Annotated in this window: 25 protein-coding genes; 10 read left to right on the plus strand and 15 right to left on the minus strand. The window is 74.1% G+C overall.

The window, feature by feature from the left end:
* The first annotated feature begins 390 nt into the window (after positions 1-390).
* Positions 391-2,181, plus strand: a complete 1,791-nt coding sequence (locus ACIQOW_RS18390; protein WP_401085916.1) for a beta-galactosidase family protein — start codon at positions 391-393, stop codon at positions 2,179-2,181.
* 208 nt (positions 2,182-2,389) lie between these two features.
* Here the strand turns inward: ACIQOW_RS18390 and ACIQOW_RS18395 are convergent, their stop codons facing one another.
* The 4 genes from ACIQOW_RS18395 to ACIQOW_RS18410 all read right to left on the minus strand — a co-directional run bounded on the left by ACIQOW_RS18395 (position 2,390) and on the right by ACIQOW_RS18410 (position 6,718).
* Complete coding sequence (locus ACIQOW_RS18395; RefSeq protein ID WP_188301900.1) at positions 2,390-3,370, minus strand: hydroxyacid dehydrogenase; 981 nt, start codon at positions 3,368-3,370, stop codon at positions 2,390-2,392.
* A 122-nt stretch (positions 3,371-3,492) separates the two neighbouring features.
* The gene (locus ACIQOW_RS18400) at positions 3,493-4,422 is read right to left on the minus strand and encodes a carbohydrate ABC transporter permease (protein WP_401085919.1); all 930 of its coding nucleotides are present in this window, start codon (positions 4,420-4,422) and stop codon (positions 3,493-3,495) included.
* Positions 4,419-5,378 (minus strand): carbohydrate ABC transporter permease, encoded by a 960-nt coding sequence (locus ACIQOW_RS18405; protein WP_401085922.1) that lies wholly within the window; start codon positions 5,376-5,378, stop codon positions 4,419-4,421. Before ACIQOW_RS18405 ends, ACIQOW_RS18400 begins: the two co-directional genes overlap by 4 nt.
* Positions 5,375-6,718 (minus strand): sugar ABC transporter substrate-binding protein, encoded by a 1,344-nt coding sequence (locus ACIQOW_RS18410; RefSeq protein WP_188301890.1) that lies wholly within the window; start codon positions 6,716-6,718, stop codon positions 5,375-5,377. The genes ACIQOW_RS18405 and ACIQOW_RS18410 overlap by 4 nt, the downstream gene beginning before the upstream one ends.
* A gap of 252 nt (positions 6,719-6,970) precedes the next feature.
* Between ACIQOW_RS18410 and ACIQOW_RS18415 the strand changes: the two genes are divergently transcribed.
* Together ACIQOW_RS18415 and ACIQOW_RS18420 are read left to right on the plus strand one after the other, a co-directional pair.
* The gene (locus ACIQOW_RS18415; RefSeq protein ID WP_401085926.1) at positions 6,971-8,911 is read left to right on the plus strand and encodes a DUF2264 domain-containing protein; all 1,941 of its coding nucleotides are present in this window, start codon (positions 6,971-6,973) and stop codon (positions 8,909-8,911) included.
* A gap of 5 nt (positions 8,912-8,916) precedes the next feature.
* Positions 8,917-9,696, plus strand: coding sequence for a sugar phosphate isomerase/epimerase family protein (locus ACIQOW_RS18420; RefSeq protein WP_401085931.1), 780 nt, complete (start codon positions 8,917-8,919; stop codon positions 9,694-9,696).
* Positions 9,697-9,766: 70 nt separating this feature from the next.
* Here ACIQOW_RS18420 and ACIQOW_RS18425 read toward each other — a convergent pair whose 3' ends face one another.
* Positions 9,767-10,825 (minus strand): substrate-binding domain-containing protein, encoded by a 1,059-nt coding sequence (locus ACIQOW_RS18425; protein ID WP_401085933.1) that lies wholly within the window; start codon positions 10,823-10,825, stop codon positions 9,767-9,769.
* 258 nt (positions 10,826-11,083) lie between these two features.
* Positions 11,084-12,124, minus strand: coding sequence for a LacI family DNA-binding transcriptional regulator (locus ACIQOW_RS18430; protein ID WP_401085936.1), 1,041 nt, complete (start codon positions 12,122-12,124; stop codon positions 11,084-11,086).
* A gap of 120 nt (positions 12,125-12,244) precedes the next feature.
* On the opposite strand from ACIQOW_RS18430, the gene ACIQOW_RS18435 reads away from it, so the two are divergent.
* From ACIQOW_RS18435 to ACIQOW_RS18450, 4 genes are read left to right on the plus strand one after another with little or no spacing between them, the layout of a single operon-like run.
* Positions 12,245-13,399, plus strand: coding sequence for a Gfo/Idh/MocA family protein (locus tag ACIQOW_RS18435; protein ID WP_401085939.1), 1,155 nt, complete (start codon positions 12,245-12,247; stop codon positions 13,397-13,399).
* Positions 13,396-14,544, plus strand: coding sequence for a dihydrodipicolinate synthase family protein (locus tag ACIQOW_RS18440; protein ID WP_401085942.1), 1,149 nt, complete (start codon positions 13,396-13,398; stop codon positions 14,542-14,544). The genes ACIQOW_RS18435 and ACIQOW_RS18440 overlap by 4 nt, the downstream gene beginning before the upstream one ends.
* Complete coding sequence (locus ACIQOW_RS18445) at positions 14,541-15,362, plus strand: sugar phosphate isomerase/epimerase (protein ID WP_188301275.1); 822 nt, start codon at positions 14,541-14,543, stop codon at positions 15,360-15,362. Before ACIQOW_RS18440 ends, ACIQOW_RS18445 begins: the two co-directional genes overlap by 4 nt.
* Positions 15,359-16,438 carry a glycerate kinase gene (locus tag ACIQOW_RS18450; protein WP_401085945.1) on the plus strand — a complete coding sequence of 360 codons (1,080 nt, stop codon included), beginning with the start codon at positions 15,359-15,361 and terminating at the stop codon, positions 16,436-16,438. The genes ACIQOW_RS18445 and ACIQOW_RS18450 overlap by 4 nt, the downstream gene beginning before the upstream one ends.
* Positions 16,439-16,549: 111 nt before the next feature.
* Here the strand turns inward: ACIQOW_RS18450 and ACIQOW_RS18455 are convergent, their stop codons facing one another.
* Positions 16,550-16,963 (minus strand): RidA family protein, encoded by a 414-nt coding sequence (locus ACIQOW_RS18455; protein ID WP_401085948.1) that lies wholly within the window; start codon positions 16,961-16,963, stop codon positions 16,550-16,552.
* A 230-nt stretch (positions 16,964-17,193) separates the two neighbouring features.
* Between ACIQOW_RS18455 and ACIQOW_RS18460 the strand changes: the two genes are divergently transcribed.
* Positions 17,194-17,826, plus strand: coding sequence for a C40 family peptidase (locus tag ACIQOW_RS18460; protein ID WP_401085951.1), 633 nt, complete (start codon positions 17,194-17,196; stop codon positions 17,824-17,826).
* 26 nt (positions 17,827-17,852) lie between these two features.
* On the opposite strand, the gene ACIQOW_RS18465 is transcribed toward ACIQOW_RS18460, so the two are convergent.
* A complete protein-coding gene (locus ACIQOW_RS18465) occupies positions 17,853-18,329 on the minus strand; it encodes a MarR family winged helix-turn-helix transcriptional regulator (RefSeq protein ID WP_401085954.1) in 477 nt (158 codons plus the stop codon).
* A gap of 90 nt (positions 18,330-18,419) precedes the next feature.
* Here ACIQOW_RS18465 and ACIQOW_RS18470 point away from each other — a divergent pair, with 90 nt between their 5' ends.
* On the plus strand, positions 18,420-18,830 hold the full coding sequence (locus ACIQOW_RS18470) for a VOC family protein (protein ID WP_401085957.1): 411 nt from the start codon (positions 18,420-18,422) through the stop codon (positions 18,828-18,830).
* Between the two features lie 44 nt (positions 18,831-18,874).
* Here the strand turns inward: ACIQOW_RS18470 and ACIQOW_RS18475 are convergent, their stop codons facing one another.
* The 7 genes from ACIQOW_RS18475 to ACIQOW_RS18505 form a co-directional block, all read right to left on the minus strand.
* Positions 18,875-19,186, minus strand: coding sequence for a hypothetical protein (locus ACIQOW_RS18475; protein WP_401085960.1), 312 nt, complete (start codon positions 19,184-19,186; stop codon positions 18,875-18,877).
* A 202-nt stretch (positions 19,187-19,388) separates the two neighbouring features.
* Positions 19,389-20,723 carry a threonine--tRNA ligase gene (gene thrS, locus ACIQOW_RS18480; protein WP_401085962.1) on the minus strand — a complete coding sequence of 445 codons (1,335 nt, stop codon included), beginning with the start codon at positions 20,721-20,723 and terminating at the stop codon, positions 19,389-19,391.
* Between the two features lie 245 nt (positions 20,724-20,968).
* Entirely contained in the window at positions 20,969-21,706 is a 738-nt protein-coding gene (locus ACIQOW_RS18485) for a leucine-rich repeat domain-containing protein (protein ID WP_401085965.1), read from the minus strand.
* Positions 21,703-22,278 carry a GNAT family N-acetyltransferase gene (locus tag ACIQOW_RS18490; protein WP_401085967.1) on the minus strand — a complete coding sequence of 192 codons (576 nt, stop codon included), beginning with the start codon at positions 22,276-22,278 and terminating at the stop codon, positions 21,703-21,705. The genes ACIQOW_RS18485 and ACIQOW_RS18490 overlap by 4 nt, the downstream gene beginning before the upstream one ends.
* A 100-nt stretch (positions 22,279-22,378) precedes the next feature.
* On the minus strand, positions 22,379-23,176 hold the full coding sequence (locus ACIQOW_RS18495) for a hypothetical protein (protein WP_401085970.1): 798 nt from the start codon (positions 23,174-23,176) through the stop codon (positions 22,379-22,381).
* Between the two features lie 234 nt (positions 23,177-23,410).
* Entirely contained in the window at positions 23,411-24,619 is a 1,209-nt protein-coding gene (locus tag ACIQOW_RS18500) for a serine hydrolase domain-containing protein (protein WP_401085972.1), read from the minus strand.
* A 224-nt stretch (positions 24,620-24,843) separates the two neighbouring features.
* Entirely contained in the window at positions 24,844-25,332 is a 489-nt protein-coding gene (locus ACIQOW_RS18505) for a carboxymuconolactone decarboxylase family protein (protein ID WP_401085975.1), read from the minus strand.
* Between the two features lie 108 nt (positions 25,333-25,440).
* Here ACIQOW_RS18505 and ACIQOW_RS18510 point away from each other — a divergent pair, with 108 nt between their 5' ends.
* Positions 25,441-26,394, plus strand: coding sequence for a pirin family protein (locus tag ACIQOW_RS18510; protein WP_401085978.1), 954 nt, complete (start codon positions 25,441-25,443; stop codon positions 26,392-26,394).
* Positions 26,395-26,764 lie beyond the last annotated feature (370 nt).

Consider the following 26,764-nt stretch of genomic DNA (forward strand, 5'->3'; position numbering starts at 1 on the left):
CCCGTTACGACAAACGCGGCTACGTCTACCTCGGCACCGTCACCGCAGCCGCCCTCGTCATCTGGCTCCGCACATGATCGGCCGGACAGCTCCTAGCCGGTTCCTGACCGGCCCCGATCGCCGCGAGTGCGCCCTGCCGGACCCGGTCCGGCAGGGCGCACTCGCCGTGCCGGACGGCGCATCCCCGACCACCCCCACCACCCGTCGCGCACAACCGGCCACCCTTCACGGAAAGCGCTTTCCAAGCGGCCTCGGACTGGGTAGGCTCGATCACCATGGCAGGCCTCCTGCCTCCCCTCCCGCAGCGTGCCGCGCCCCAGGCCACCGGCCGGCGGGACTGGCCGTCCGACGGCCGCACCCTCCCCGAAGCCCTCCGAAAGCTGGCCCCTGATGCTCGACCACGACGAAACCGGGTACCTCCGTGACGGGGTGCCGCACCGCGTAGTCTCCGGTGCCCTGCACTACTTCCGCGTCCATCCCGACCTCTGGGAGGACCGCCTGCGCCGGCTGCGCGCGATGGGTGCCAACACCGTCGACACGTACATCCCGTGGAACTTCCACGAACTGCCGACCGGCGCCTTCGACTTCACCGGCTGGCGCGACCTCGGCCGCTTCTGTCGCACCGCGGGAGAGGTGGGCCTCGATGTCATCCTGCGGCCCGGCCCCTACATCTGCGCGGAGTGGGAGTTCGGCGGCCTGCCCGCCCGGCTGCTCGCCGCCGACGGGATGCGGCTGCGCTGCGCCGACCCGGCCTACCTGGCCGAGGTGGACGGCTGGTTCGACGCCGTCGTGCCCGAGATCCTGCCGCTCCTGGCCGGCCGGGGCGGCCCCGTGGTGGCGGTGCAGATCGAGAACGAGTACGGCAGCTACGGCAACGACGCCGCCTACCTCTGCCACCTGCGCGACGGTCTGCTCGCCCGCGGCGTCGACTGCCTGCTGTTCACGGCGGACGGGGCGGAGGACGCGATGCAGCAGGGCGGCGGCGTTCCCGGCCACCTGGCCACCGCGACGTTCGGCTCCCGGCCCGCCGAGCGCTTCGAGGTGCTGCGTCGCTACCAGCCCGAGGGCCCGATGACGGCGATGGAGTTCTGGATCGGCTGGTTCGACCACTGGGGCGAGCCGCACCACGTGCGCGACGCCGCGGAGTCCGCCCAGGCGCTGGACGACCTCCTCGCCACCGGGGGCTCCGTCAACCTCTACATGGCCCACGGCGGCACCAACTTCGGCTTCTGGGCCGGCGCCAACCACACCGGCACCCTCCCGTCCGACGCCGGGTTCCAGCCGACCGTCACCAGCTACGACTACGACGCGCCGATCGGCGAGGCCGGCGAACTCACCGAGAAGTTCCACGCCTTCCGCGCCGTCATCGGCAAGTACCTGCCCCTGCCCGAGGGCGAGCTGCCCGAGCCCGCCCCCCGCGTCGCCCCCCAGCGGGTCCGGCGCCGCGCCGCCTCGGCCCGGCTCCTGGCGAACCTCGACGCCCTGTCCGAGCCGGTGCGCAGCCCGGTGCCCGAGCCGATGGAGAAGGTCGGCCAGTCCCTCGGCCTCATCCACTACCGCACCCGGATCTCCGGCCCGCGGCCGTCCATGCCGCTGCGCATCGACGGCATCGGCGACCGCGCCCACGTGTTCGCGGACGGCCGGCCGCTCGGCGTCCTGCACCGCGACGCCCCGGCGGAGACCCTGCCGCTGGAGGTCGGCCCCGAGGGCGTCGTGCTGGACATCCTGGTCGAGGCGCTCGGCCGGGTGAACTACGGCCCCCTGCTGGACGACCGCAAGGGCATCACCCGCGGCGTCTCGCACGGGCACCAGCGGCTGTTCGACTGGGAGATCCGTCCCCTGCCGCTCTCCGACCCGGGGCACCTGCGCTACGAGGACCCGGACCCGGCGGGCGCCGCGGACCCGGCCTTCCACCGCTTCGAGGCCTCGCTCACCGAGCCCGCCGACGCCTTCGTCGCCCTGCCCGGCTGGACCCGCGGGCTCCTCTGGCTGAACGGCTTCCTGCTCGGCCGCTACTCCGCCCAGGGTCCTCAGCAGACCCTCTACGCCCCGGCTCCGCTGTGGCGGGCGGGCGTCAACGAGCTCGTCCTGCTCGAACTGGACGGCCACGGCGAGGAGATCGAGCTCCGCGACCGGCCCGACCTCGGGCCGCTCGCCGCCGCCCCCAGCTCCGAGTACTGAGCCCGCGGGAACTCGCGGGAGCCCGCGGGAGCCCGCACACCGGCGGCCGTGCCCCCTCCGGGGAGCACGGCCGCCGACCGCTGTCCGGAGCCTGGCCCGGAACCGGGAGCAAAAAAGTGGGGATTCCACCGCGAAACGCCCGAGGGCCGCAGGAGTCGGGTGACTCCTGCGGCCCTCGGCGCACCGCCGGACCGGGGCTCTCCCCCGGTCAGGCGGTACGGTCCAGGTCGCCGCGCAGCACCGGGTGGGCGAAGGGGCTGCCGTCCGCGTAGCGGGCCAGCTCGTCCGCCGCCGCGGCCGCCATCCGCCACAGCTCACCGCCGAGCGAGCCGGCCACGTGCGGGGTGAGCAGCACGTTGGGCAGGTCGTACAGGGGCGAGTCGGCGGGCAGCACCTCCGGGACGGTGACGTCCAGAACGGCGCCGAGGCGGCCCGTGACCAGCTCCTCGACCAGGGCGTCCTGGTCGATCAGCGACCCACGGGAGGTGTTCACCAGCGTCGTCCCGTCGCGCATCAGGGCGAGCCTGCGGCGGTCGATCATGTGCCGGGTGCCGGGCAGTTCGGGCGCGTGCACGCTCACCACGTCGCTGCGCTCGCACAGTTCGTCGAGCGTCACCGAGCGGGCGCCCAGCGCGGCGGCCTCGGCCTCGTCCACGTACGGGTCGTGGAGCAGCAGCTCCAGGTCGAAGGGGCGGAGCAGTTCGAGGACGCGGCGGCCGATCCGGGAGGCGCCGACGATGCCCGTGGTACGCCGGTAGTTGCCGGCCGCGGGGTAGGCGGCCTGCCAGTCGTGCGGGGCCCGCCTGGCACGGTAGTCGGCGCTGAGCCTGAGCACCTGCTTGTTGGCGAACAGCACGTTGGCGACGGTGTACTCGGCGACGGGCAGGGCGTTGGCCCAGGCCGCCGAGGAGACCTGGATGCCGCGCTCCCAGCAGGCCGCGGTGACGTGGTGCTTGACCGATCCGGCGGCGTGGACGACGGCGCGCAGCCGGGGTGCGGCGGCGAGGACGGCCTCGTCGAGCGGCGGGCAGCCCCAGCTGCTGACGATCACCTCGGTCTCGGCGAGCACGGCGGCCGCCTCGGGGGAGGTGAAGTCGTCGACGACGAACACGGGATCGAGCTCGGCGAGGGTGGTGAGCCGGTCCATGGTCTCGTCGTCGACCAGGCGGCCGACGAGGTCCGGGGTCATGGCCAGCAGGGCGCGCGGGCGCCGTCGCGGCGAGGCGGGTGAACTCCCGTGCGCGGCGGTCGGGTTCGGCGGGTTGGACACGTGGTTCTCCGGCGCGGTCGTGGAGTCTGCTGTCTGGTGGGTCACTTGACGCTTCCCGCGGTCAGGCCGGCCTTCCAGTGGCGCTGGAGGCCGACGAACGCGACGACCAGCGGCACGACGGCCAGCAGCGACCCGGTGACGACCAGCGGGTAGAACTCGGGGAAGGCGTGGGTCTGGGTGTTCCACGAGTAGAGGCCGAGGCTGACCGGGAAGAGCCGGTTGTCGGAGAGCATCACCAATGGCAGGAAGAAGTTGTTCCAGATCGCGGTGAACTGGAAGAGGAACACCGTGACGAAGCCGGGCATGACCATCCTGAGCCCGATCGACCAGAAGGTGCGCAGCTCGCTCGCGCCGTCCGTGCGGGCGGCCTCCAGCACCTCGCCGGGGATGTAGCCGGCGCAGAACACCCGGGAGAGGTAGACCCCGAAGGGGTTCACCAGGGAGGGCAGGAAGACCGCCCAGAAGGTGTTGGCGAGGCCGAGTTCGGAGGCGAGCAGGTACATCGGCAGGGCCAGGGCCGTGGTCGGCACCAGCACGCCGAGCAGGACCAGCCCGAACAGCTTCTCCTTGCCCCGGAACTCGTACACGTGGAAGGCGTAGCCGGCGCAGACGCAGACGAGGGCGCAGAGCACGGCCCCGATGCCCGCGTAGAGCAGCGAGTTGAGGTACCAGCGGAAGTAGATGCCGTCGCCGGTGGTGGCGAGGGCGTGCAGGTTGTCGCCGAGGTGCCAGTTGGACGGGGTGAGGCCGTGGCCGCCGAGGAGGTCGCCGGTGTTCTTGGCGGCGGCGGTGAGCAGCCAGCCGAGCGGCAGCAGCGTGTAGGCGGCGGCCAGCACGAGGGCGCCGTTGACGGCGGCCTTGGAGAGCGTCCAGGGCGTGCGCGGGGCGCGGCCGCGGCCGGCCTTGGGCGCGCGCGGGCGCCTGCGGGTGTCGCGTTCGGGGGTGTCGCGTTCGGGGGCGAGGGTGGTCATGCCGGGTCCTCCGTGCGGCGGGCGGGGCGGGTGCGGGTCGCCCAGGTGACGAGGAAGGACAGGACGGCCGCGGTGATGGCGAGCAGCACCGAGGAGGCGGCGGCGAGGCCGTAGTCGCCGCGGTCGAAGGCGGCGGTGTAGGCGTACATGTTGGGAGTCCAGGTGCTGACGACGCCGGGTGAGGCGCCGTGCAGGATCATCGGTTCGGTGAACAGCTGGAGGGAGCCGATCACGGTGAACAGGCCGACCATCACGATCGAGGCGCGGATCAGCGGGATCTTGATGCTGAGGACGGTGCGCAGCGGGCCGGCGCCGTCCACGACGGCGGCCTCCAGCACCTCGCGCGGGACGGCCTGGAGCGCGGCGTAGAAGATGACGGTGTTGTAGCCGACCCACTCCCAGAGCGCGATGTTGACCACCGCGGGCAGTGGGTTGCCCAGCAGGTCGGGGCTGCTCCCGACGGAGTTCAGCGCCTCGATGACCGGGCTGATGCCGGGGGTGTACAGGTACATCCAGATCAGGGCGGCGATGATGCCGGGCACCGCGTGCGGCAGGAACAGCGCGAGTTGGAAGAAGCGCCGGGCGCGGGCCAGCGTGGAGTCCAGGAGCAGCGCGAACGTCAGGGACAGGCCGACCATCAGCGGGATGTACAGCAGGCAGTACAGCGCCGTGGTCCAGAAGCCCTCGCGGAAGGCCTGGTCGCCGAGGGCGCGGGTGTAGTTGCCGAGGCCGGTGAAGACCGTCTCGATGCCGCCGAAGCCGAGGCCGGAGCGGTGCTCCGTGTAGAGGCTGAGGTGGACGGCGTACCCGATCGGGACGAGGGTGCAGGCGGTGAAGAGGATCAGGAACGGCGCGAGGAGCAGGGCGGGCGCGCCGTACCGTCCGTACCGGCGCCGCCCGCGGGTGGGGCGGGCGGGCGCGGTACGGGCGGCGCGGTCGGTTGGAGCGGTGGTCACTGGGCGACCTTGATTCCGCGGTTCTTCAGCTCGGCGACGGTGGCCTGCTGCGCGGCGTCCACGGAGGACTGGACGGTGCCGCCCTGGGTGAGCTTGCCGAAGGCGTCCTTGAGGGAGGTGTTGGTGGCGCCCATGGCCGGGCCCCACTGCCAGCCGGGCTTGATGGACTTGGCGGCGTCGGCGTAGATCGCGTAGACGTCCTGGCCGCCGTAGAAGTCCGTCTTGAACGCGCCCTGGGCGACGGGCACCAGGGCCGGCGCGGCCGGGTAGGCGGAGGAGGTGCCGGAGGCGATGCGGGCGCTGAAGCCCTCGGGCGTGGTGGTGGCCCAGGTGGCGAACTCCACCGCGGCCTTGGCCTTCTTGCTGTTCTTGGAGACCGCGAAGGTGGTGCCGCCGACCATGCCGCTGGCGGGGGTGCCGTCCCAGGTGGGGACGGGGGCGACGGCCCACTTGCCGGAGGCGTCGGGGACGGTGCCCTTGAGCACTCCGCCGCCCCAGGAGGCGCCGAGGTAGCCGGCCGTCTCGCCCTTCTGGAGGGAGGCCGTCCACTGCTGGCTGAAGGACGGCATGACCCGGACGAGGTCGTCGTTGATCAGCTGCTGCCAGTAGTCGCTGACCTTCTTGGTCTCCGCGCCGGTGGCGTCGACCTTCCAGGAGTCGCCCGAGCTCTTGAACCAGTGGGCGTCGGCCTGCCAGGCCATGGCCTCGAAGGTGGTCGGGTCGTCGGGGAAGAAGGTGGCGATCCGGGCGTCCGGCTTGGCCTCCTTCAGCTTCTGGGCGGCGGTGCGGAACTCGTCCCAGGTCTTCGGCGCGGTGACGCCGGCCTGGTCGAGGAGGTCCTTGCGGTAGTAGAAGGCCTGCGGGGAGGCGTCCAGCGGCAGGGCCCAGGTGCTGCCGCCGAGGGTGGTCAGGTCCAGGGCCTGGTTCAGGTACTTGGACTTGACGTCGTCCGTGACGAACTTGCCGAGGTCCTGGACGGCCCCCTGGCTGACGAAGTCCGGCAGCTGCGAGTACTCGACGTTGAACACGTCGGGCGCGTTGCCCGCCTTGACCGCGTTGGAGATCTTCGCGTAGCCGCCGGCGACCCCGGCGGGGATCTCCTCGTACGTCACCTGGATGTCCGGGTGGGAGGCGTTGAAGGCGGCCACGACCTCCTTGGTGCCCTTGGCCCAGCCCCAGAAGGTGAGGGTGGTGGGCTTGCCGTCGTCGGAGCCACCGCTCGACGAACCGCTCGACGAACCGCTGCCGCAGGCCGCGAGGGACGTCACGCAGAGGGCGGACGCGACGAGGGCCGCGGCCAGACGGGGGGCTCTGCGGACCGGGGTGGGGGTGGTGGGCATGGCTCGTCTCCTGTCGGAGGGGTGCGAGGGGTGTGGCCATCCTGGGACCGCGCTCCGATCGAAGTCAAGCCTTTCTGATCAAATGATCCTCTTCGATCTGACATGCCCGGCAACGTTCAGGCTTCTTTACGGGAATGCACCCTTTCCGTGATGTTCACCCCCGTCCGCGTGGATCATTTGATCAATACGATGGACGATCGATCTGGGGTTGTTCCCGGATCCGGTCCACCCGACCCGGCCGAGGAGCCCCGCATGCCCCCGATCGAGCTACCGCCCGAAGACCGCAGGCTCAGCCCCTTCACCGGCTGGACCAGGGCCCACTGGGAGGCCGCCGCCGACGGCCTGCTGGCCGCCGTCCGCCACCACGCGGGCCCCGGACACGCGCTGATCGGGCTGCCGGGCGACCGCCCCAGCTGGTCGGGCCCCCGCTCGGACGGACTGGAGGGGTACGCCAGGACCTTCCTGCTGGCCGCCTTCCGCGTCGCGGGCGCCGGCGGCGACGACCCCCACGGACTGCTCCCCGCCTACGCGGAGGGGCTCGCCGCCGGCACCCGCCGCCCGACCGCCGAACGCGCCCTCACCGACGCCGACCCCGCCTCCTGGCCGGTGATCACCGACCGGGGCCAGGCCATGGTCGAGGCCGCCTCGATCGCTCTGGGCCTGCGGATCACCCGCCCCTGGCTCTGGGACCGGCTGGACCACGACGTGCGCGAACGGGCCGGCGCCTGGCTGGCCGGCGCCCTCCACCGGGCCCCGGTGGACAACAACTGGTGGCTCTTCCCGCTGACCGTCGGCGGCTTCCTCTCCGAGGCGGGCATCGACGACGCGGCCGCGGAGCAGGCCGTGGAGCGCGGCCTCGCGAGGATCGAGTCCTGGTACCGGGGCGACGGCTGGTACACCGACGGGCGCCCGCGCGCCTTCGACCACTACAACGGCTGGGCCTTCCACCTCTACCCCGTCCTCCACGCCCACCTGGGCGGCGACCGGCGGCTGCTCGACCTGTACGGCGGCCGGCTCGCCGCCCACCTCGACGCCTGCGCGCACACCTTCGGCGCCGACGGCGCCCCCGTCCACCAGGGCCGCTCGCTCACCTACCGCTTCGCCGCCGCGGCCCCGCTGTGGGCCGGGGCGCTGTCCGGGCACACCCCGCTGGCCGCGGGCACCACCCGCCGCCTCGCCTCCGGTGCCCTGCGGTACTTCCTCGACCGCGGCGCGCTCGACGCCGAGGGCCTGCTCACCTCCGGCTGGCACGGGCCGTACCCGCCGATGGTGCAGCCGTACTCGGGCCCCGCCTCGCCGTACTGGGCGAGCAAGGGGTTCCTCGGGCTGCTGCTCCCGCCGGACCACCCGGTGTGGACGGCCACCGAGGAGCCCGGGCCCGCCGAACTCGGCGACGCCGTCCGACCGCTCCCCCGCCCCGGCTGGCTGATCCAGTCCACCGCCGCCGACGGCCTCGTCCGGCTGCACAACCACGGCAGCGACGACCAGCCCGCGGACGAGGTGCTGCCCGACGACCCGCTCTACGCACGCCTCGCCCACTCCACCGCGACCGGGCCGGTGCTGGACGGTCCGCCGGACAACCACCTCGGGCTGGTGGTCGGCGGCGCGCTCACCGAGCGCGGCCCGATCCGGCCGCTCGGCGCCGGCGACGGCTGGGCCGCCTCCGAACACCGGCCCCGGACGGGCGGCGCGGAACTCCCCGGGGTCGTCGTGACCTCGCTCGTCCTCGCCGCCGGGGCCGAGGAGGTGCGCGCCCACCTGGTCACCGGGGCCGAACCCGGAACCGAGGTCCGGCACAGCGGGTGGGCGGTGGCGAGCGACCGCGTCGAGACCTCCGTGGCCGGACCGCTCGCCACCGCCACCGCCACCGGTCCCGACGGCGGGCGGCTCGTCTCGCTGCTGCGCCGCGCGGACGGCTTCAGCACGGCCGCCACCGACCCGCTGCCCGCGGGCACCGCGTTCGGCGCCGTCGGCGCGGTGCCCCGCGTCACCGGGCGGACCACCGGCACGGCCACGCTGTTCGTCAGCACCGCGCGGCTCGCCCGGGGCCAGGCGCACCCGCCCCTCACGGCCGTCGAGGTCCGGACCGAGCGGGTGCCCGAGGGCCACCGCCTCCACGTCCGCTGGCCGGACGGCGGGCGGCACACCGCCCTGCTCGCCACCGGCTCCGTCACCGTCCACCGGGAGGACTGACCAGCATGCGACCCGCCCTCTCCACCCTCGGCCTGCCGGGCCTCCCGCTCGCCGAGGTGCTCCGGCTGGCGGCCGAGCACCACTGGCAGGGACTCGAACTGCGGTGCGCGCCCGGCGAACCGGTGCACCCCGCCATGACGGCCGGCGAACTGCGCAGCGCCCGAAGGGAGTTCGCCACCCACGGGATCACCCCGCTCGCCGTCGCTTCCTATCTCGGGGTCGCCGCGCCCGGCGACGACGACCGGCTGGTCGCCGCCCTGACCGACCACCTGCGGCTGGCCGCCGACCTCGGGGCGCGCCACCTGCGCGTCTTCCCGCACGGCGCGGAGTCCGCGACGGGCGCCGCCGACCGGCGGGCCGCACGGCGGCTGGCCGCGGCGGCCGGCACCGCCCGCTCGCTCGGCGTCCGCATCCTGTTGGAGACCCACGACTCGCACCGCTCGGGGCGGGACGTGGCGCGCGTGCTCGGCCTCGTCGGCGATCCGGCCGTCGGCGCGCTGTGGGACCTGATGCACACCCACCTGGCCGGCGAGCGCCCGGCGGAGACCCTGGCCGCGCTCGCGCCCCACCTCGGCTACGTCCAGGTCAAGGACATCGCGGGCGAGGACGACCTCACGCCGCTCGCGCTCGGGGCGGGCGTGCTGCCGATCGCCGCGTGCGTACGCGCCCTGCCGGCGGACTGCTGGGTGTCCTGGGAGTACGAGGCGCCCTGGCACCCCGCCGCCGCCCCGCTGCCCGGGCTGCTGGGCCCCGGCGCGGCCTACCTCGCCCGGCTCGCGGCCTGAGGCCGGGGCGGGGCGGACTGCTCAGGGGCGCGGGCGGGCCTGACGCCCCTGGGCGCCGTCCGCCCGTGCCTCAGCCGGCCTCGCCCGCGCCCCCGCACGAGGTGCGGATCTCCAGCGAGGGCAGCAGTTCGAGACGGTGCACGGGCAGCGAGCCGCCGCGGTCCAGACGGCGCAGCAGCAGCTCCACGGCGGCCGCGCCCACGGCCCGCTTCGGCGGGGCGACGGCCGTCAGCGGCGGCGCGGCGAGGGCCGCGAACACGTCGTCGTACGCGATCAGCGCCACGTCGTCCGGCACCTGGAGGCCCCGCGCCCGCAGCAGCGGCGGAAGCTGGATGGCATCCTGGTCGTTGTGGACCAGGACGGCCCGCACGCCCCGGGCTGCGGCCTCGGCGATCCGCTCGGCGACGGCCTCGGAGTCGACGCCGGGGCGGCGGATGTCGATCACCGGCTGCGGTTCCAGCCCGAGCAGCGCCGTCCCCTCGGCGTAGCCGGTCCGGACCCGGTGCGCCGTCCAGGTGTCCTCGCGGGCGGCCAGCAGCACCGAGCCGTGCCCCAGCGAGACCAGGTGGCGCAGGGCGAGCAGCACGCCGTGCCGGTGGTCCGAGCCGACGGAGTCCAGCAGCGCGCCCTCGCCGTCGGCGGGCGGGCGGCGCTCGACGAGCACGGCGGGCACCGGGAGCCCACCGGTCCACGGGCCGTCCTCGCCGCCGGCCGGGCGCCAGTTGGGGGTCAGGAGCAGACCGTCCACCCCCGAGTCGAGCAGCTGTCCGACCTGGGCGCGGTCGTTGTCGGACTCGTACGGGGCGATCGCGAGCACCAGGCGCGCACCGGCGGCCGCGGCGGCCGCGCGGGCACCGCCGATCACCTCGTCGAAGTACGAACCGACGGTGGGGACGAGCATGCCCAGGACCCGGTCGGTGCCCCCGGCCGCGGCGGACTTGGCACGCGGCAGCGAGACGGAGCCGTGCGAGCGGTGCAGCAGCCCGTCGTCGGCGAGCGCCGCCACGTCGCGGCGGACGGTGACGGCCGAGAGGCCCATCCGGGTGGCGAGGTCCACCACCCGAACCGTCCTGAGGTCACGGACGACCTCCAGGATCCGGGACCGACGTTCCTCTGCCGTGATGGTCATGGCTTCCCTCCTGCGTGCCCGGTGCCGCACGGCAACTGATCAATCTACATCGTTCAATCGAAATACGATCGAACGAACACAGATGTGCTGAGTCGATCAGAACCACCGTACCGGTCACCCGATCATCCGGTCAGGTCCTCCCGCGTTCCCGGCCTGCGGAAACCCCGCCGCACCGCCGGACGGACGGACCGCCGAACCACGGACCGCCGGTTCACCGGACGTCCGGCACCACCGCACCGCCGGCCTGTGCTCCCCCGTTCACCGGGTCCGCGGGGCCGGCGCCGCGGTACTCCCCCGCAACACGACCCGGGTCGGCAGGGCCAGCCGGACCGGCCGTCCACCGCCCCCGCCGGACTCCAGCGCCAGGGTGACGGCTCCCGCGCCGAGCCGTTCCAGCGGCATCCGCACCGTCGAAAGCGCCGGTGCCACGTCGGCGGCGAACGGGATGTCGTCGAAGCCGGCCACCGACATCACGCCGGGCACGTCGATCCCCCGCACCCGGAGTTCGCCGAGCACGCCGACCGCGCAGACGTCGGACAGCGCCAGCACGGCGGTCGGCCACTCGTCCTGCGGGCGGTCGAGTAGCCGCCGCACCGCCTCGCGCCCCCCGTCGCGGGTGAACTCCACGTGCTGGACGGCCCCTTCGGCCGGTTCGATGCCCGCCTCGGCGAGCGCCTCGCGCACCCCGGCGAGCCGGTCCATCGGGACGCGCAGCCGCTCCGGCCCGGTGATCACGGCGAACTCGCGGTGCCCCAGGCCCAGCAGGGCCCGGGTCAGGTCGGCCGCGCCCCCGCGGTTGTCCGGCAGGACGGCGTCGTAGGCGGGGCCGTGGTCGGTGATGGTCGCGATCAGCCCGCCGTCCGCCCGGTAGTCGGCGAGCGCCGCGTCGACGGCGAGGACGGCGGCCGGGTCGGTGTGGGCGGACCCGGCCAGGACGATGGCCCGCACGCGCTGACCGTGCAGCATCCGGATGCCCCGTACCTGCGTCTCCGGCTCCCCGTCCGTGTTGATCACCAGCGGGAGCAGCCCGGCCTGCCCGGCGGCGTCGGAGACACCGCGGGCGATGGCCGCGAAGTACGGGTCGGCCACGTCGTGCAGCAGCACGCCGACGTTGGCCGTGGCGGCGCGGGCGAGCGCCTGGGCGGGGGCGTTCGGCAGGTACCCGAGGGCGTCGGCACTCGCCCTGACCTTCGCGGCCAGCGCCTCGCCGACCGTCCGGGCCGAGCCGTTGAGGGCGCGGGAGGCCGTCGCGAGCGAGACCCCGGCGTGACGGGCGACCTCACTGAGGGTGACACCCATCGACCGATTCCCCGCTTTCCCCGGCACCTGCGTTGACGTGCGCAGCATATCTCCCTAACCTCTCGGAAAGCGCTTTCCCACTGCTTTCCCACTGACCGCACCGGACCCGGAGGACCACGCATGACTCAGAGAGTGATCGGCGTCGTGATGAACGGCGTCACCGGACGAATGGGCTACCGCCAGCACCTGGTGCGCTCGATCCTGGCCATCCGCGAGCAGGGCGGACTCCCCCTGGAGGGCGGCGACACGCTGTGGCCCGAGCCGATCCTGGTCGGCCGCGACGCCCGCAAGCTCCAGGACCTGGCGGACCGCCACGGGCTGACCCACTGGACGACCTCGCTGGACGAGGCGCTGGCCCACCCGCTCGCCGAGATCTACTTCGACGCCCAGGTCACCCCGGCCCGCGAGCAGGCCCTGCGCACCGCCATCGCGGCCGGCAAGCACGTCTACACCGAGAAGCCCACCGCCGAGTCCCTCGACGCCGCGCTCGAACTGGCCCGGCTGGCCCGCGAGGCCGGGGTGTGCAACGGCGCGGTGCAGGACAAGCTCTTCCTGCCCGGCCTGCTCAAGCTCAAGCGGCTGGTGGACGGCGGCTTCTTCGGCCGCATCCTGTCGGTGCGCGGCGAGTTCGGCTACTGGGTGTTCGAGGGCGACTGGCAGGACGCGCAGCGCCCCTCCTGGAACTACCGCGCGCAGGACGGCGGCGGCATGATCCTCGACATGTTCCCGCACTGGCGGTACGTGCTGGACCAGATCATCGCGCCCGTCCGCTCGGTGTACGCGCACAGCGCCACCCACATCCCCGAGCGGGTCGACGAGCAGGGCCGCGGCTACCCGGCGACCGCCGACGACGCCGCCTACGGCGTCTTCGAGCTGGAGGGCGGGATCACCGCCCAGATCAACTCCTCCTGGGCCGTCCGGGTCGACCGGGACGAGCTGGTGGAGTTCCAGGTCGACGGCACCGAGGGCAGCGCGGTCGCCGGGCTGCGCAACTGCCGGATCCAGCACCGGGCCACCACCCCGAAGCCCGTGTGGAACCCGGACCTGCCGGCCACCGAGCGGTTCCGCGAGCAGTGGCAGCAGGTCCCGGACAACGGCGAGTTCGACAACGGCTTCAAGGCGCAGTGGGAGCTCTTCCTGCGGCACGTCGTCACCGGCTCCCCGTACACCTGGGACCTGCTGGAGGGCGCCAAGGGCGTCCAGCTGGCCGAACTCGGCCTGCGCTCCGCCCGCGAGGGCCGCCGTCTGGACGTCCCCGAGCTGGAGATCCGATGACCGAGCTGAACCTTCCCGGCCACGGCCGGCACCGGCTGGCCGCCCCCGAGCCGCTGGAGATCCCGGCGCACCCGCCCAGGAGCCGGACGGCCTTCGCCGCCGCGCACGTCGTCGCCGACCCGCTCGGCGGCAACGCCCCCGGCGCCCCGGCGGCCGTCGACTGGGACGCCACCCTCGCCTTCCGCCGCTACCTGTGGTCCCTCGGCCTCGGCGTCGCCGACGCCATGGACACCGCCCAGCGCGGCATGGGCCTGGACTGGGCCGCCACCCGGGAGCTGATCGTCCGCTCCGGCGCGGAGGCCCGCGCCGTCGGCGGTCTCCTCGCCTGCGGCGTCGGCACGGACCAGCTCACCGGCCCGGCCACGGACCTCGCCGGGATCACGGCCGCCTACGAGGAGCAGCTCGCGGTGGTCGAGGAGGCCGGTGCGCAGCCCGTCCTGATGGCCAGCCGCGCACTCGCCGCGCAGGCCCGCGGGCCCGAGGACTACCTCCGGGTCTACGGCCGGCTGATCGCCCAGGCCGGCCGGCCGGTGGTCCTGCACTGGCTCGGCGAGATGTTCGACCCGGCGCTGTCCGGCTACTGGGGCTCCGCCGACCTGGACGCGGCCACCGCGACGGTGCTCGCGCTGATCCGGGAGCACCGCGCCGGCATCGACGGCATCAAGGTATCCCTGCTCGACGCCGACCGGGAGGTCGCCCTGCGCCGCGCCCTGCCCGAGGGCGTCCGGCTCTACACCGGCGACGACTTCAACTACCCGGAGCTCATCCGCGGCGACGCGCTCGGCCACAGCCACGCGCTGCTGGGCGTCTTCGACCCGATCGCCACCCGCGCCGCCGCCGCGCTGCACGCCCTGGACGCCGGGGACACCGACCGGTACGACGCGCTGCTCGCCCCCACCCTCCCGCTGGCCCGCCACCTGTTCGCGGCGCCGACGTACCACTACAAGACGGGCGTCGTCTTCCTCGCCTGGCTGGCCGGCCACCAGAGCCACTTCACCATGGTCGGCGGGGCACAGAGCGGCCGTTCCGTCGTCCACCTGGTGGAGCTGTTCCGGCTGGCGGACGCCGCCGGGGTGCTGCCGGACCCGGAGCTGGCGGCGCACCGGATGCGGCAGTTCCTCGCGGTGGCGGGGGTGGAGGCGTGAACCGGATCTCGCTGAACCAGATCACCACCAAGGGCTGGAGCCTGCCGGAGGCGGTGCGCGGCTGCGCGGAGGCCGGCGTCCCCGCGATCGGGCTCTGGCGCGACAAGGTCGAGGAGGTCGGCGTCGGGGTCGCGGCCAAGCTGGTCCGCGAGGCGGGACTGGCCGTCAGCAGCCTGTGCCGGGGCGGATTCCTCACCGCCGAGGGCCCGGACGCCCACCGGGCGGCGCTCGCCGACAACCTCCGCGCGCTGGAGGACGCGGCCGAACTGGGCACCGACACCCTGGTGATGGTCGTCGGCGGCGTCCCCGAGGGCAGCCGCGACCTGGCCGGGGCGCGGGAGCGGGTCGCCGACCGGCTGGCCGAGCTCGCCCCGTACGCCGGTGACCTGGGCGTGCGGCTGGCGATCGAACCGCTGCACCCGATGTTCTGCGCCGACCGGGCCGTGGTCTCCACCCTCGGCCAGGCCCTCGACCTGGCCGAGCCCCACCCCGTCGGGCAGGTCGGCGTCGTCGTCGACAGCTACCACGTGTGGTGGGATCCGGACCTCGCCGCGCAGATCGCCCGCGCGGGCGCCCGGATCGCCTCCTACCAGGTCTGCGACTGGACGCTGCCGCTGCCCGCCGACGTCCTGCTCGGCCGGGGCCACGTGGGAGACGGGTGCATCGACTTCGGGGCGCTGACGGAGATGGTCACGGCCGCCGGCTACACCGGCTGGATCGAGACCGAGATCTTCAACCAGGAGATCTGGGACGCCCCCGGGGCGCGGACCCTCGCGACGGTGGTCGAGCGCCACCGGGCCCACGTGGAGAGCGCATGAGGGTCGTCCTCGCGCCGGACTCCTTCAAGGGGACGGTCACGGCGACGGACGCCGCCCGGGCGCTGGCCGACGGCTGGCGCTCGGTGCGGCCGGACGACGAGCTGATCGAGCGTCCGATGGCCGACGGCGGCGAGGGCACCATCGCCGCCGTCGCGGCCGCCCTGCCCGGCACCACCGAGCACGACGTCCCCGGCTGCACCGGCCCCGACGGGCGGCCGGTCACCGGGCGGTACGCCCTCCTGCCCGACGGCACCGCGCTGGTGGAACTCGCCGTCGCCGGCGGACTGCCCCTGATGTCGCGCCCCGCACCGCTCACCGCGACCACGCGGGGCACCGGCGAGACGGTCGCGGCGGCCCTCGACGCGGGGGCCCGCCGGCTGGCGGTCGCCCTCGGCGGCTCCGCCTCCACCGACGGCGGCGCCGGTCTGCTCGCGGCGCTCGGCCTGCGGCTGACCGACGTACAGGGCCGGGAACTCCCCGACGGCGGCGGGGCGCTGGTACGGGCCCACCGGGTCGACGCGACGGCCCTGCGCCCGGCACCGCCCGAGGGCGTGGTGCTCCTCACCGACGTCACCGATCCGCTGCTCGGCCCGGACGGCGCCGCCGCCGTCTACGGCCCGCAGAAGGGCGCGGGCCCGGACGAGGTCGCCCTGCTCGACCGGGGCCTCTCCCGGCTCGCCGCGCTCCTCGGCGCGGACCCGGCCCTGCCCGGCACCGGGGCGGCGGGCGGCACCGCCTACGGCCTCGCGGCCGCGTGGGGCGCCGTCATCCGCCCCGGCGCCGCCGCCGTCGCCGAACTCCTCCGCCTCGACCGGGACATCGACACGGCGCAGCTGGTGATCACCGGTGAGGGCCGGTACGACGCGACCAGCCTGCGAGGCAAGGCGGTCGGCGAGGTCCTCGCCCGTGCCGCCCGTGCCGGTGTCCCCGCCAGGATCGTCGCGGGCGAGTCGGCCGACGACCGGGCCCTGACCCTCAGCGCGCTCGCGGGCGACCCGGCCTCCGCCCGGGAACACGCCGGGACGTGGCTGTTCCGCGCCGGCGCCCGCCTCGCGCACGAGGTGGCGGAGGGCTGAACCCTCGTCGTCCTGCGCGGCCGGACCGCCGGCCGCGCAGGACGGCACCGGGAGGACCGAGGTCGGCCAGGGACGGCCGGGGACGGAGCCGGGGACGGGCAGCCCGTCCGGTCAGACCCGCTCGGGCAGCACGGCCACGGCCTCCACCTCCACCAACTGGTCGTGGTACCCGAGCACCGAGACGCCGAGCAGGGTGCTCGGGGCGTCGTGCTCCCCCATGTAGGAGCGGTAGACGTTCCACACCTTCACCAGGTCCGCCTGGTCACCGGAGGCCACGTAGACGGTGGTCCTGGCGATGTCGGTGAGGGCCGCCCCGCTGTCCTCCAGCACGGCTATCAGGTTCCGCATCACCTGGTGGGCCTGGGCCTCGTGGTCGCCGACCGCGACCGTCCTGCCCTCCTCGTCGAGCGGGCAGGCGCCGGCCAGCCAGAGCGAGCGGGCGGGGGCGTCGACCTCGGCCGCGTAGGCGTAGTCCACCGCCTTGGTCAGGCGCGTGCTACGGATCAGCTTGACGGCGCTGCTCATGTGGTCTCCTCCGACGGTCCCGGCCGAACGTTCGCGCCCATCGTTGGCCTCTCCTGAACGACCGTCAAACCATTTACCGGCGAACTCCCCTCCGTTTCAAGGTTCCTGGATTCACGATTCACCGTTGCGGGTGATGGCGGACCCGCCCGCCGGCGCGGAATCCTGGTGCGGATCCACGCACCACCGCCCGCACCGCCGCCGCACCGCCACCGCCATCTGGAGGCACCGCCATGGAATCCCGACCGCACGGCCCCGACCAGTCCTCCGGAGTCCGCCGGCGCCGCATGCTCGGCCTCGCGCTCGGGGCGGGCCTCGTCCCGGCACTCGGCTCCGCCGCCCAGGCGGCCTCCGACCCCTCGCCCGGCACCGGGACGGCCCGGGTGCTGCCGGCCGCCGCACTGGGCCGCCGGGCCGCCGAGGTGGCCGCGAGCCAGATCGGCGTGCCGTACGCCTGGGGCGGCGGGGACCGGCTGGGTGCGGGCCTCGGCTTCTGCGACGAGGAGAACGGCTGGCTGAACGGCGTGTGCATGGGCGAGAAGACGGTCGGCTTCGACTGCAGCGGCCTGTCGCTCTACTGCTGGTACCGAGCCAGCCACGGCACCGTCGAGCTCGGGCACTACACCGTCGCCCAGTTCAACCTCAGCGCCCCCGTGGAGCGCGACGCGCTCGCCCCGGGCGACCTGCTGTTCTTCTCCCGCCCCGACGCACCCCTGCACCACGTCGGCGTCTACGCCGGCGAGGGCGCGATGATCCACGCCGAGCGCACCGGCACGCTGGTCGCCCGGGTCGAGAACGTGCTCGACATCCCGCGCTGGGCGGGCGAGTTCGCCGGTGCCCGCCGCCCGGGCCCGCCCGCGACCTGACCCGCCGCCCGCGTCGGCCCCTCCCGTCACACGCCGCCGCGCCGCTCCCCCGTCCCGTGGTGCACCAGCATCAGCAGTTCCTGAAGCGCCTGCCGCTGCCCCGCGTCCAGCGGCGCGAGCACCTCGTCCTGCACCGCCCGCGCCAGCGCGTCCAGTTCGGCCAGCAGCGCCCGTCCGTCGTCGGTGACGGAGACCGAGACCCGCCGCCGGTCGGCCCGGTCCCTGGCCCGTTCGACGTACCCGGCGGCGGCGAGCCGGTCGGCGACCTTGGCCAGGTCGCTCGGGTCGATGGCGAGGCGCCGCACCAGGTCCCGCTGGGCCTGCGGGCCGAAGTCGGCGAGCGCGGCCAGCACCGCCATGTCCCAGAGCCGCAGGCCGCGTTCGGCCAGTCGTTCGGCGAGCCGGCCGCGCGCCGTCCTGCCGACCCGGGAGAGCAGGTAGGTGCTGAGGTCCAGCAGGGTCGGCGGGAGTCCGTCTGCGGGGTGCGGGTTCTCGGAGGCCATGGCGGCAGTCTAGGGACTTTCCCTATAGTGGGTTTCGACCCATCAATTCGAAACCGGCCGAAGACCCGCCCCCCTGCCAGGAGTTCGCCCGTGGACGCCCTGTACCCCCGTCTGCTCGTCACCCGCTTCGCCGAGTGCTTCGGCTTCTACCGCGCGATAATCCCGCCGCTCACCGGCGCCGCCCTGGTCAAGGGCACTCCCGAAGGCCCGTACGCCAACTGGGACGTCGCCGACCAGACCCTCCTGGTCCTCTACGACCGCTCGGCGATGGCCGCCACCCTCGGCACCACCGGGCTGCCCGTCCGCCCCGCCGCACCCGCGCAGGACACCGCGATGCTGGTCTTCCGGGTGGACGACGTGGACGCCGCCCTCGGCCTCTGCCTGCGCCACGGCGGCACCCTGGCGGCACCGGCGGCCGACCGCCCGGAGTGGGGCCCCAATCTGCGCAGCGCCCATCTGCGCGACCCGGACGGCCACCTGGTCGAGCTCCAGTCCTACTGACCGGCGCGCGCCGCACGGGCTCGTGCCGTGTGCGCCGCGCGCCGTCAGGCGAGCAGCACGGGACGCCCGCCCGGCCACCCCTCCGGAGACGAGGGCCCGAAGGCGCCGAACCCGCCCTCGCCCCGGGCAAGCACGGCGGCCCCGAAGTCCGGGGAACAGGCCCGCCCGAGGGTCTGCGAGGCGGCGTCGGCCCCCGGGACGTGCCCGAGCACGGCGGCGCAGTACTGGACGGCGGGGACGGGCAGCGGACGGAGCTCGGCGGCGGAGGCCGAGGCCGCCGGGGTGACGGTCACCGCCCCGGCGAGGGCGAGACAGCCGGCCAGAGCGGGAGCGGCGAGGCCGCGTGGGATGCGCATCGGGGTACCTCCGTACGGGTGGGGACAGCCGCGGCCGCGGACTCGGCCGCCCGGCCCATTCGACGGGCGGCCGGCGCCCACGGGCCGGTCGACACTCCGCGCACCGCACTAGTCGTACGTACGCCACCGGCGCGGCGGCCGGCCCCGCAGCGGGTCGTCCGTACAGTGGCGACCCGCCCCGCGCGGGAGCGCCGCCACCGGTTCAGCGCCCGGCGGCCTCCGCCCACAGCTCCGCCTCGCACGCCGCCACCAGCGCGCCGATCCGCGCCCACGCCTCCTCGGCCGGCAGCGGCTCCAGCCGGCGGCCGTCCCGCAGACGCAGCGCGACCCGGTCGTCCACGGCCTCCCTGGCCCCGATCACCGCCTGGTACGGCACCAGCCTGGCCTCGCGGACGCGGGCACCGAGGCTGCCGTGCTCGGGCCCGGCGACCTCGGCACGCAGTCCGAGGTCCAGGCAGCGCTGCCGGAACCGTTCGGCCTGCGGCACTTCCGCGTCGGAGACCGGCAGCAGCACCACCTGGACGGGCGCCAGCCAGGCCGGGAACGCGCCGCCGTACAGCTCGATCAGGTGGGCGACCACCCTCTCGACGCTGCCGATCACGCTGCGGTGAACCATCACCGGGCGGTGCCTGGCGCCGTCCGCGCCGATGTAGTGCAGGTTGAACCGCTCCGGCTGGTGGAAGTCGATCTGCACGGTGGAGAGGGTGAACTCGCGCCCGGCGCCGTCGGCGATCTGCACGTCGATCTTGGGACCGTAGAACGCGGCCTCGCCCTCCGCCGCCTCGAACGGCACCCCGGAGCGTTCCAGCACCTCGGTGAGCAGCGCGACCGCGCGCTCCCAGAGAGCCGGGTCGGCCACGTACTTGCCGCCGGCGCCGGGCAGCGAGAGACGGTAGCGGACGGGTACGACGCCGAGCACCCGGTGCACCTCGCGGATCAGCTCCAGGGCGGCGACGGCCTCGTCGGCCGCCTGCTCCGGGGTGCAGAACACGTGGGCGTCGTTCAGCTGGATCGCCCGGACCCTGGTCAGCCCGCCCAGCACCCCGGACAGCTCGGAGCGGTACATGCCGCCCAACTCGGCCATCCTCAGGGGTAGTTCCCGGTAGCTGTGGGGGCGGGAGCGGTAGATCAGCGCGTGGTGCGGACAGAGGCTGGGGCGCAGCACCATCTCCTCGGAGCCGAGCTCCATGGGCGGGAACATGTCCTCGCGGTAGTGCGCCCAGTGGCCGGAGATCTCGTACAGCTCGCGCTTGCCGAGCACCGGGGAGTAGACGTGGCGGTAGCCGGCCCGGCGCTCGCGGCCGCGGATGAACTCCTCCAGGGAGTGCCGGATCGCGGCGCCGTCGGGGAGCCAGTACGGCAGGCCGGAGCCCATCAGCGGGTCGGTGTCGAAGAGGTCGAGTTCGCGGCCGAGCCTGCGGTGGTCGGGCGCGGCGTGGTCGGGCGCGGGGTTGTCCTGTGCGGCGTGGTCGGGAGCGGGGCAGTCGTTCACCGGGCGGTCCTGCGCCGGGCGGACGTTCGAGGGCTGGTCGGGCATGAGGGCGGTCTCCACTCGGGTCTGCGGGCGAGTGGGTCCGGGAAACGGCGAAGCCCCGGGGCACTCGCCCCGGGGCTTCGGACTAGGTCAGCAGTCAGCGCGCCGGGACTCTCTCCGGCGTCGTCGTGGCGAGTGCAGCGCGCTTCATGCGTTCCACGGTAGCAGTTCCGCGGTGGAGGCGTTGATCCTTTCCGGACCGGGGCCCGGCGCGCGGCCCCCGGGAGGGCGACGGACCGGCGGCCGGTTCAGAACAGCGTGACGCACCCGCGCGCGGCCAGTGCCGTCAGCAGCCCTGCGGAGGGACGCACCTCGTTCCACCGCAGGTCCAGCTTCTCCAGCGCGGGCAGCGTGCCCGGATCGGCCAGCCAGTCGGGCAGTTCCGCGATCCGGTTGCCACGAAGGTCGAGGCGGCGCAGCCGGGGAAGCCCGGCGAGCGCGGCGGGGAGTTCGGTGAGGGCGTTCTCCCTGAGCTCCAGCTCGCGCAGCTCGCCGAGCCGTCCGACGGAGTCCGGCAGGCCGGTCAACTCGTTTCCGCGCAGCCACAGTTCGCGCAGCGACGCGCCGAGCCCGCCGATCGAATCCGGCAGGGCGGTGAGCCGGTTGTGCTGCGCGCGCAGCTCGACCAGCGAGGTCAACGATCCGATGGCCTCGGGAAGTTCGCCGATCCGATTCTCGCCCACGTTGAGGTAGCGCAGCGCGGTGAGCCGCCCGAGCGCCTCGGGCAGGGCGGTCAGCTCGTTGTCGTGCAGGTAGAGGAAGTCGCCGAGCCCGGTGAGACCGAAGAGCTCGGCGGGCAGTTCGGCGAGCCGGTTGTGCCCCAGGTCGAGGGTCCGCAGGCTCGTCAACCGGCCGATGCCGGGAGGAAGTTCACGGATTCCGGTGTCCGCGAGGATGAGCACCGTCAGCTCGGTGCGGTCCCACACCCCGGCCGGGACCGCGTCGAGCGGCTGCCGCCAGAGGTTGAGCGTCACGTCCGCCGTCACCGCGCCTCCACCTCGTCCCGGCCGATGCGGTACTCGGTCAGCCGGCGGCCGTACCACCGGTCGGTCAGCCCGGTGCAGGTCATCCCGAGGCGCCGGCAGACCGCTGCCGACCGGGTGTTGTCGGGGTTCAGCACGGCCAGGATCTCCGTCAGGCCGTCCGCGAAGCCCTTGGCCAGGACGGCCCGCGCGGCTTCGGTGGCGATGCCCTGGCCCCAGCTGTCGGGGTGGAGGTGCCAGCCGATCTCGATCTCGCCGTCCCTCTCACCGTCCCCGTCGCCGTCCCCGTACGGCAGTGGCACCAGCAGGATCGTTCCGGCGATCGTGCCGGTGTCGCGTCGCTCGATCGCCCAGGCGCCGTAGCGGGGGTCCGCGGAGCGCTTCCGGCAGCGCTCGATGAAGGCCCCGGCCTCCTCGGGATCGGTCATGGCCTTCGGTGTCCGGCCGAGCCAGCGGGCCACCTCCCAGGGGGAGTAGAGGTCGAAGGCGCGAGCCTGGTCAGCCGTGGTCCAGTGCCGCACCACCAGCCGCTCGGTGGTCAGCACCGCCTCCGCGCCCCGTTCCGTTTCCGCCATGCCGCGCGCCCCTTCCCCGTCTCCGTAGGCCGTCTCCTGATCACCGTACGCAGCCGGGGCCGCCGGACGGAACTCGGGCACCACGCCCCCTCCCCGGCTCTCAGGTCGCGGGCGGCAGGTAGCGCTCCGCCGCGAGCTTGGCCACCGTCCGGAGCCTGGCGAAGTAGGCGGCGCAGTACTCCTCGTTGATCAGGGGCACGACCCTGTCGAGGTAGGCAATGGCCGCCCAGAGGACGGCGACGCCGCTGTCGTCGAGCCCGCCGTCCAGCTCCTGATGGATGAGGCCCGCGATGTTGGAGTCCGCGACGATCAGCGGCATCTCCGCGATGTTCTCCCCGACGAAGCTCTCCGGGAACCTCGCCGCCCGGCATTCCTCCCACAGCCGGGCGAGCCGGTCCGGTGCCGGCACCCCGCTCGCCTCCTCGGCTGTCAGGTCCGCCATCGGAGGCGGGCCGAGGAGCGCGGCCACGGCGTCGAAGACGGCACGGGTCAGCTGGACGGCCCGCTCCGGACTGATGGCACCGCTCGTCACCGTGCCGCGCGCGACCTTGTCACGGAGCCACAGACCGCGGTCGAGTTCGGCGGCCACCCCGCCGTCGAGGATCCCACGGGTGACGGCCCGCCCGATCAGTTCCCCCGTCGGCGCATCGACGGCCAGCCGCTCGGCGAGGACCTGCTCCAGGGCGTACAGCGCGTGGGTGACGGCCACGGTGGCGAACTCGTACCGCTGGTAGGAGTACCGGATAAGCTCCCGGGAGGTCTCCAGCGCGCTCATGACGGCCATCGACGCCCCGGCGGGCAGCTGCAATCCGGCGATCACGTCCTGCATACCGGGAAAGTCGGGGGCGACGCCCCAGGAACGCGGGTCCAGTACGGGCTCCAGCCCCGAGGTGTTCACCGGTGCAGTATCACCACCGGGCGAGACCGGTGCCACAGGTTTTCGGTCGGGTGCTCGACGCCGGGCCGCATCCGGGCACCCGGGCGCCGCCGAGCTGCGCCGGTCCGGGGACGGCGCAGCTCAGCTCAGCTGGTCAACGGCCCGGTGCCGCGACCGGCCCCTCGGCCCGGTTCTCAAGCGGTCCGGCACCGATCACGGGTCACCGGCACCGATCACCGGCGTCGCGGTCACCGGTCACCGGTCACCACAGAAGGTCGCCTCCAGGAAGGCCCCCTCCGCCCCGATCTGCGCACCCATCTCCTGCGGCGTGCCGCGCATGGTGACGGATATCGCGACCTGTCGGTCACCCGAGCTCCACAGCTGCGTGGCGTAGCCGGACACCCCGCCGTCGTGCCCGACGATCGGGCCGCAGGACAGCTGCCCCTTGGCCAGGCCCAGCCCGTAACTCAGGCCCGTCGGCTGCCCGTTGACCTCGATGGGGATCGTCGTGGTCATCTCCCGCAGCAGCTCCGGCTTGAGCAGCCTGCCACCCAGCAGGGCCTGTTCGAAGCGGTTCAGGTCACTCAGGGTCGAGATCAGCTCGCCCGCGGAGTTCGCCCAGGAGACGCTGGCCTCGGTGACGTCCCGGTCGCTGACGTCCTGCGGCCCCGGGCCCTCGACCACCGTCAGGTAGCCGTGCGCGTGCCGGCCGCGAATGCCGGTCGCGGTGCCCGGGAAGTACGTCGACTCCAGGCCGAGCGGGCGCAGGATGCGCGCGGTGATCTCCTGCGCGTAGCCGTGCCCGGTGACCTTCTCGATGATCATGCCGAGCAGCGTGTAGTTGACGTTGGAGTAGCCGAACGTGCTGCCCGGCGGGAAGTTGGGCGCGTGCGCCACCGAGGCGGCCACCACCTGGGCCGGGGTGATGGTGCGGGTCATGCCGCCCTGGTCCAGCCAGTTCCGGATCGCCGCCGGGTCCTGCTGGTCGGGGAAGAGGCCGCCCTTCTCGTTGGTCGCGTCCCAGAGGCCGGAGCTGTGGTTGAGCAGCTGGCGGACGGTGATCCGCGCACCGTTCGGGACGAGGCCGGGCAGGTAGCGCTCGACCGGGTCGTCCAGGCCGATCCGGTGCTCCCCCACCAGCTGGAGCACGGTGGTGGCGGTGAACGTCTTGGTGACGCTGCCGGCCCGGAAGCGCCCGTCGGTACGGACCGGCGCGTTGGTGGCCAGGTCGGCGACGCCCGACCGTCCGCGCCAGGTGCCCTTCCCGTCCTTGATCTCCGCGATCGCGGCGACCGCGCCCGCCGCGGTGATCGCCCGCAGACCGGCCGTCCGGCGATCGTCGCCCTTCCCCGGCTTCGCCGCGTCCGCCGACTGAGCCGTGACGACCGGCACAGCCGCGGCCACCGGCGCCGCCAGCGCCAGACAGACCGCCGCCCCCACCAGCACGGAAACCGTACGACGCATCATCATCTCCCCAAGTCCCCCGGCGGGCACCGCCCCGCCTTCGCCGCCAAGCCTCCCGGGCGCCCGGCGATCAGTCATCAGCCGCTGGGAGGAGCCGACGGTCCGTCACCCACCGGAGGGCGTACGCCGAACAAAGGACTCCGCTTGTCGCTTCGACCGCCGCCCCCTTCGCCCTCGACTGTCGGCCCCCTTCGCCCACGGCCGCCGGACGGCGTCTCCTCCGGCTACCGGCCCGGGGCCGGGCGGACCGGGTGCTTGCTCAGGATCGACACCCGGTTGAAGGCGTTGATGGCGATCGCCACCCACACCACGACGGAGATCTCCCCGTCGCTCAGCACTTCGCGCGCCACGCCGTACGCGGCCTCCTGGAGCGCCGCGTCCGCCGGGGAGGTGGTCGCCTCGGCCAGTCCGAGCGCGGCACGCTCGCGGTCGCTGAACACCTCGGTGTCGCGCCAGGCCGGGAGCACGCCCAGGCGCTGACTGGTCTCGCCCTCGCGGATCGCGGCCCTGGTGTGCACGTGCAGGCAGTAGGCGCAGCCGTTGATCTGCGACACGCGCAGGTTGACCAGTTCCACCAGCCGGCGGTCCAGCCCGGCCTCGGCCGCGGCCTCGCGCGCCGCCTCGGCGGCGGCCAGCAGCGCCTGGTACACCCGGGGGGTCTGCTTGTCGATGAACACCCGCTGGTCCGTCGCGACCACCGTCACATCACTCACCTGGGACTCCTCCGTCTGATCACTCGGGCCGGGCCTGCTGTCACCCGCCACTCTGCCATGGCATGATAGTTGAATCCAGAACTAACTGGCACCTGGGAGGGACCCACCGTGAGCACCGTCGAGACCGGCCTCGCCGAGACGCCCGCCGCCGACCCGCGGGTGGAGGTCCTGCCCGCCAGGGACGTCCCGCTCGGCGGCCCGCGCGCGATGACCGTACGCCGTACGCTGCCGCAGCGCTCCCGCACCATGATCGGCGCCTGGTGCTTCGTCGACCACTACGGGCCCGACGACGTCACGAGCACCGGCGGCATGGACGTCGCCCCGCACCCGCATACCGGGCTGCAGACCGTGAGCTGGCTGTTCACCGGCGAGATCGAGCACCGGGACAGCCTCGGCGTGCACGCCCACGTCCGGCCGGGCGAGGTCAACCTGATGACCTCCGGCCACGGCATCGCCCACTCCGAGGTCTCCACCCCGGCCACCACCGTCCTGCACGGGGTCCAGCTGTGGGTCGCCCTGCCCGAGGAGCACCGGCACACCGCACGCGACTTCCACCACCACGCGCCCGCCCCGGTCGCCCTCGACGGCGGCGAGGCCCGGGTCTTCCTCGGCACCCTCGCCGGCGACACCTCCCCCGTCCCCACCTTCACCCCGCTGCTCGGCGCCGAACTCCTCCTGCGCCCGAACGCCACCATCACCCTCGACGTCGACCCCGCCTTCGAACACGGCCTGCTGGTCGACAGCGGCGACGTCCTCCTCGCCGGCACCCCGCTGCGCCCCGCCGAACTCGGCTATCTCGCCCCTGGCCGCACCACCCTCACCCTCACCAACACCGCCGGCACCGACGCCCGGCTCGTCCTCCTCGGCGGCACGCCCTTCGAGGAGCAGATCGTCATGTGGTGGAACTTCATCGGACGCACCCACGAGGACGTCGTCCGGGCCCGCGCCGAGTGGCAGGCCGCCTCCGACCGCTTCGGCGCCGTCCAGGGCTACCCCGGCGACCGCCTCCCCGCCCCGGAGCTCCCCGGCACCCCCCTCAAGCCGCGCGGAAACGCGCGCTGACCTGCACGTTAGACGCTCGGGGGTGTGGTGACCCGGGCCACCACACCGCCCCTGCGCTCACCTCGAAGCGGCCCCTGTCGGCACTCGCTTCCGCACTCGACGCATGACACCGTTCGACCATCCGCGACAGCGTCCGACAGGACCAATGCTGACCCAATGCCGAGTTTGCCAACGGTCCATCAGAACAGATCGGGACGCTCCCGGATTCCGGGAAGTCATCGTCGGGTGCCGCCGCGAGAACCAACGAATGCCCTGGTACGCCCCCTCGTCGGTTGCCGAAGGACGGCCACCACCGGACCGGGGCAAGCCGGAGAGAACGGCCACCATGCCGCCCGCGCCGCCACCGACGATCTTGCTTCAGGCCAGTTAT

Origin of the sequence: Kitasatospora sp. NPDC091335 (assembly GCF_044757205.1) — a bacterium.
Lineage (GTDB): Bacteria > Actinomycetota > Actinomycetes > Streptomycetales > Streptomycetaceae > Kitasatospora.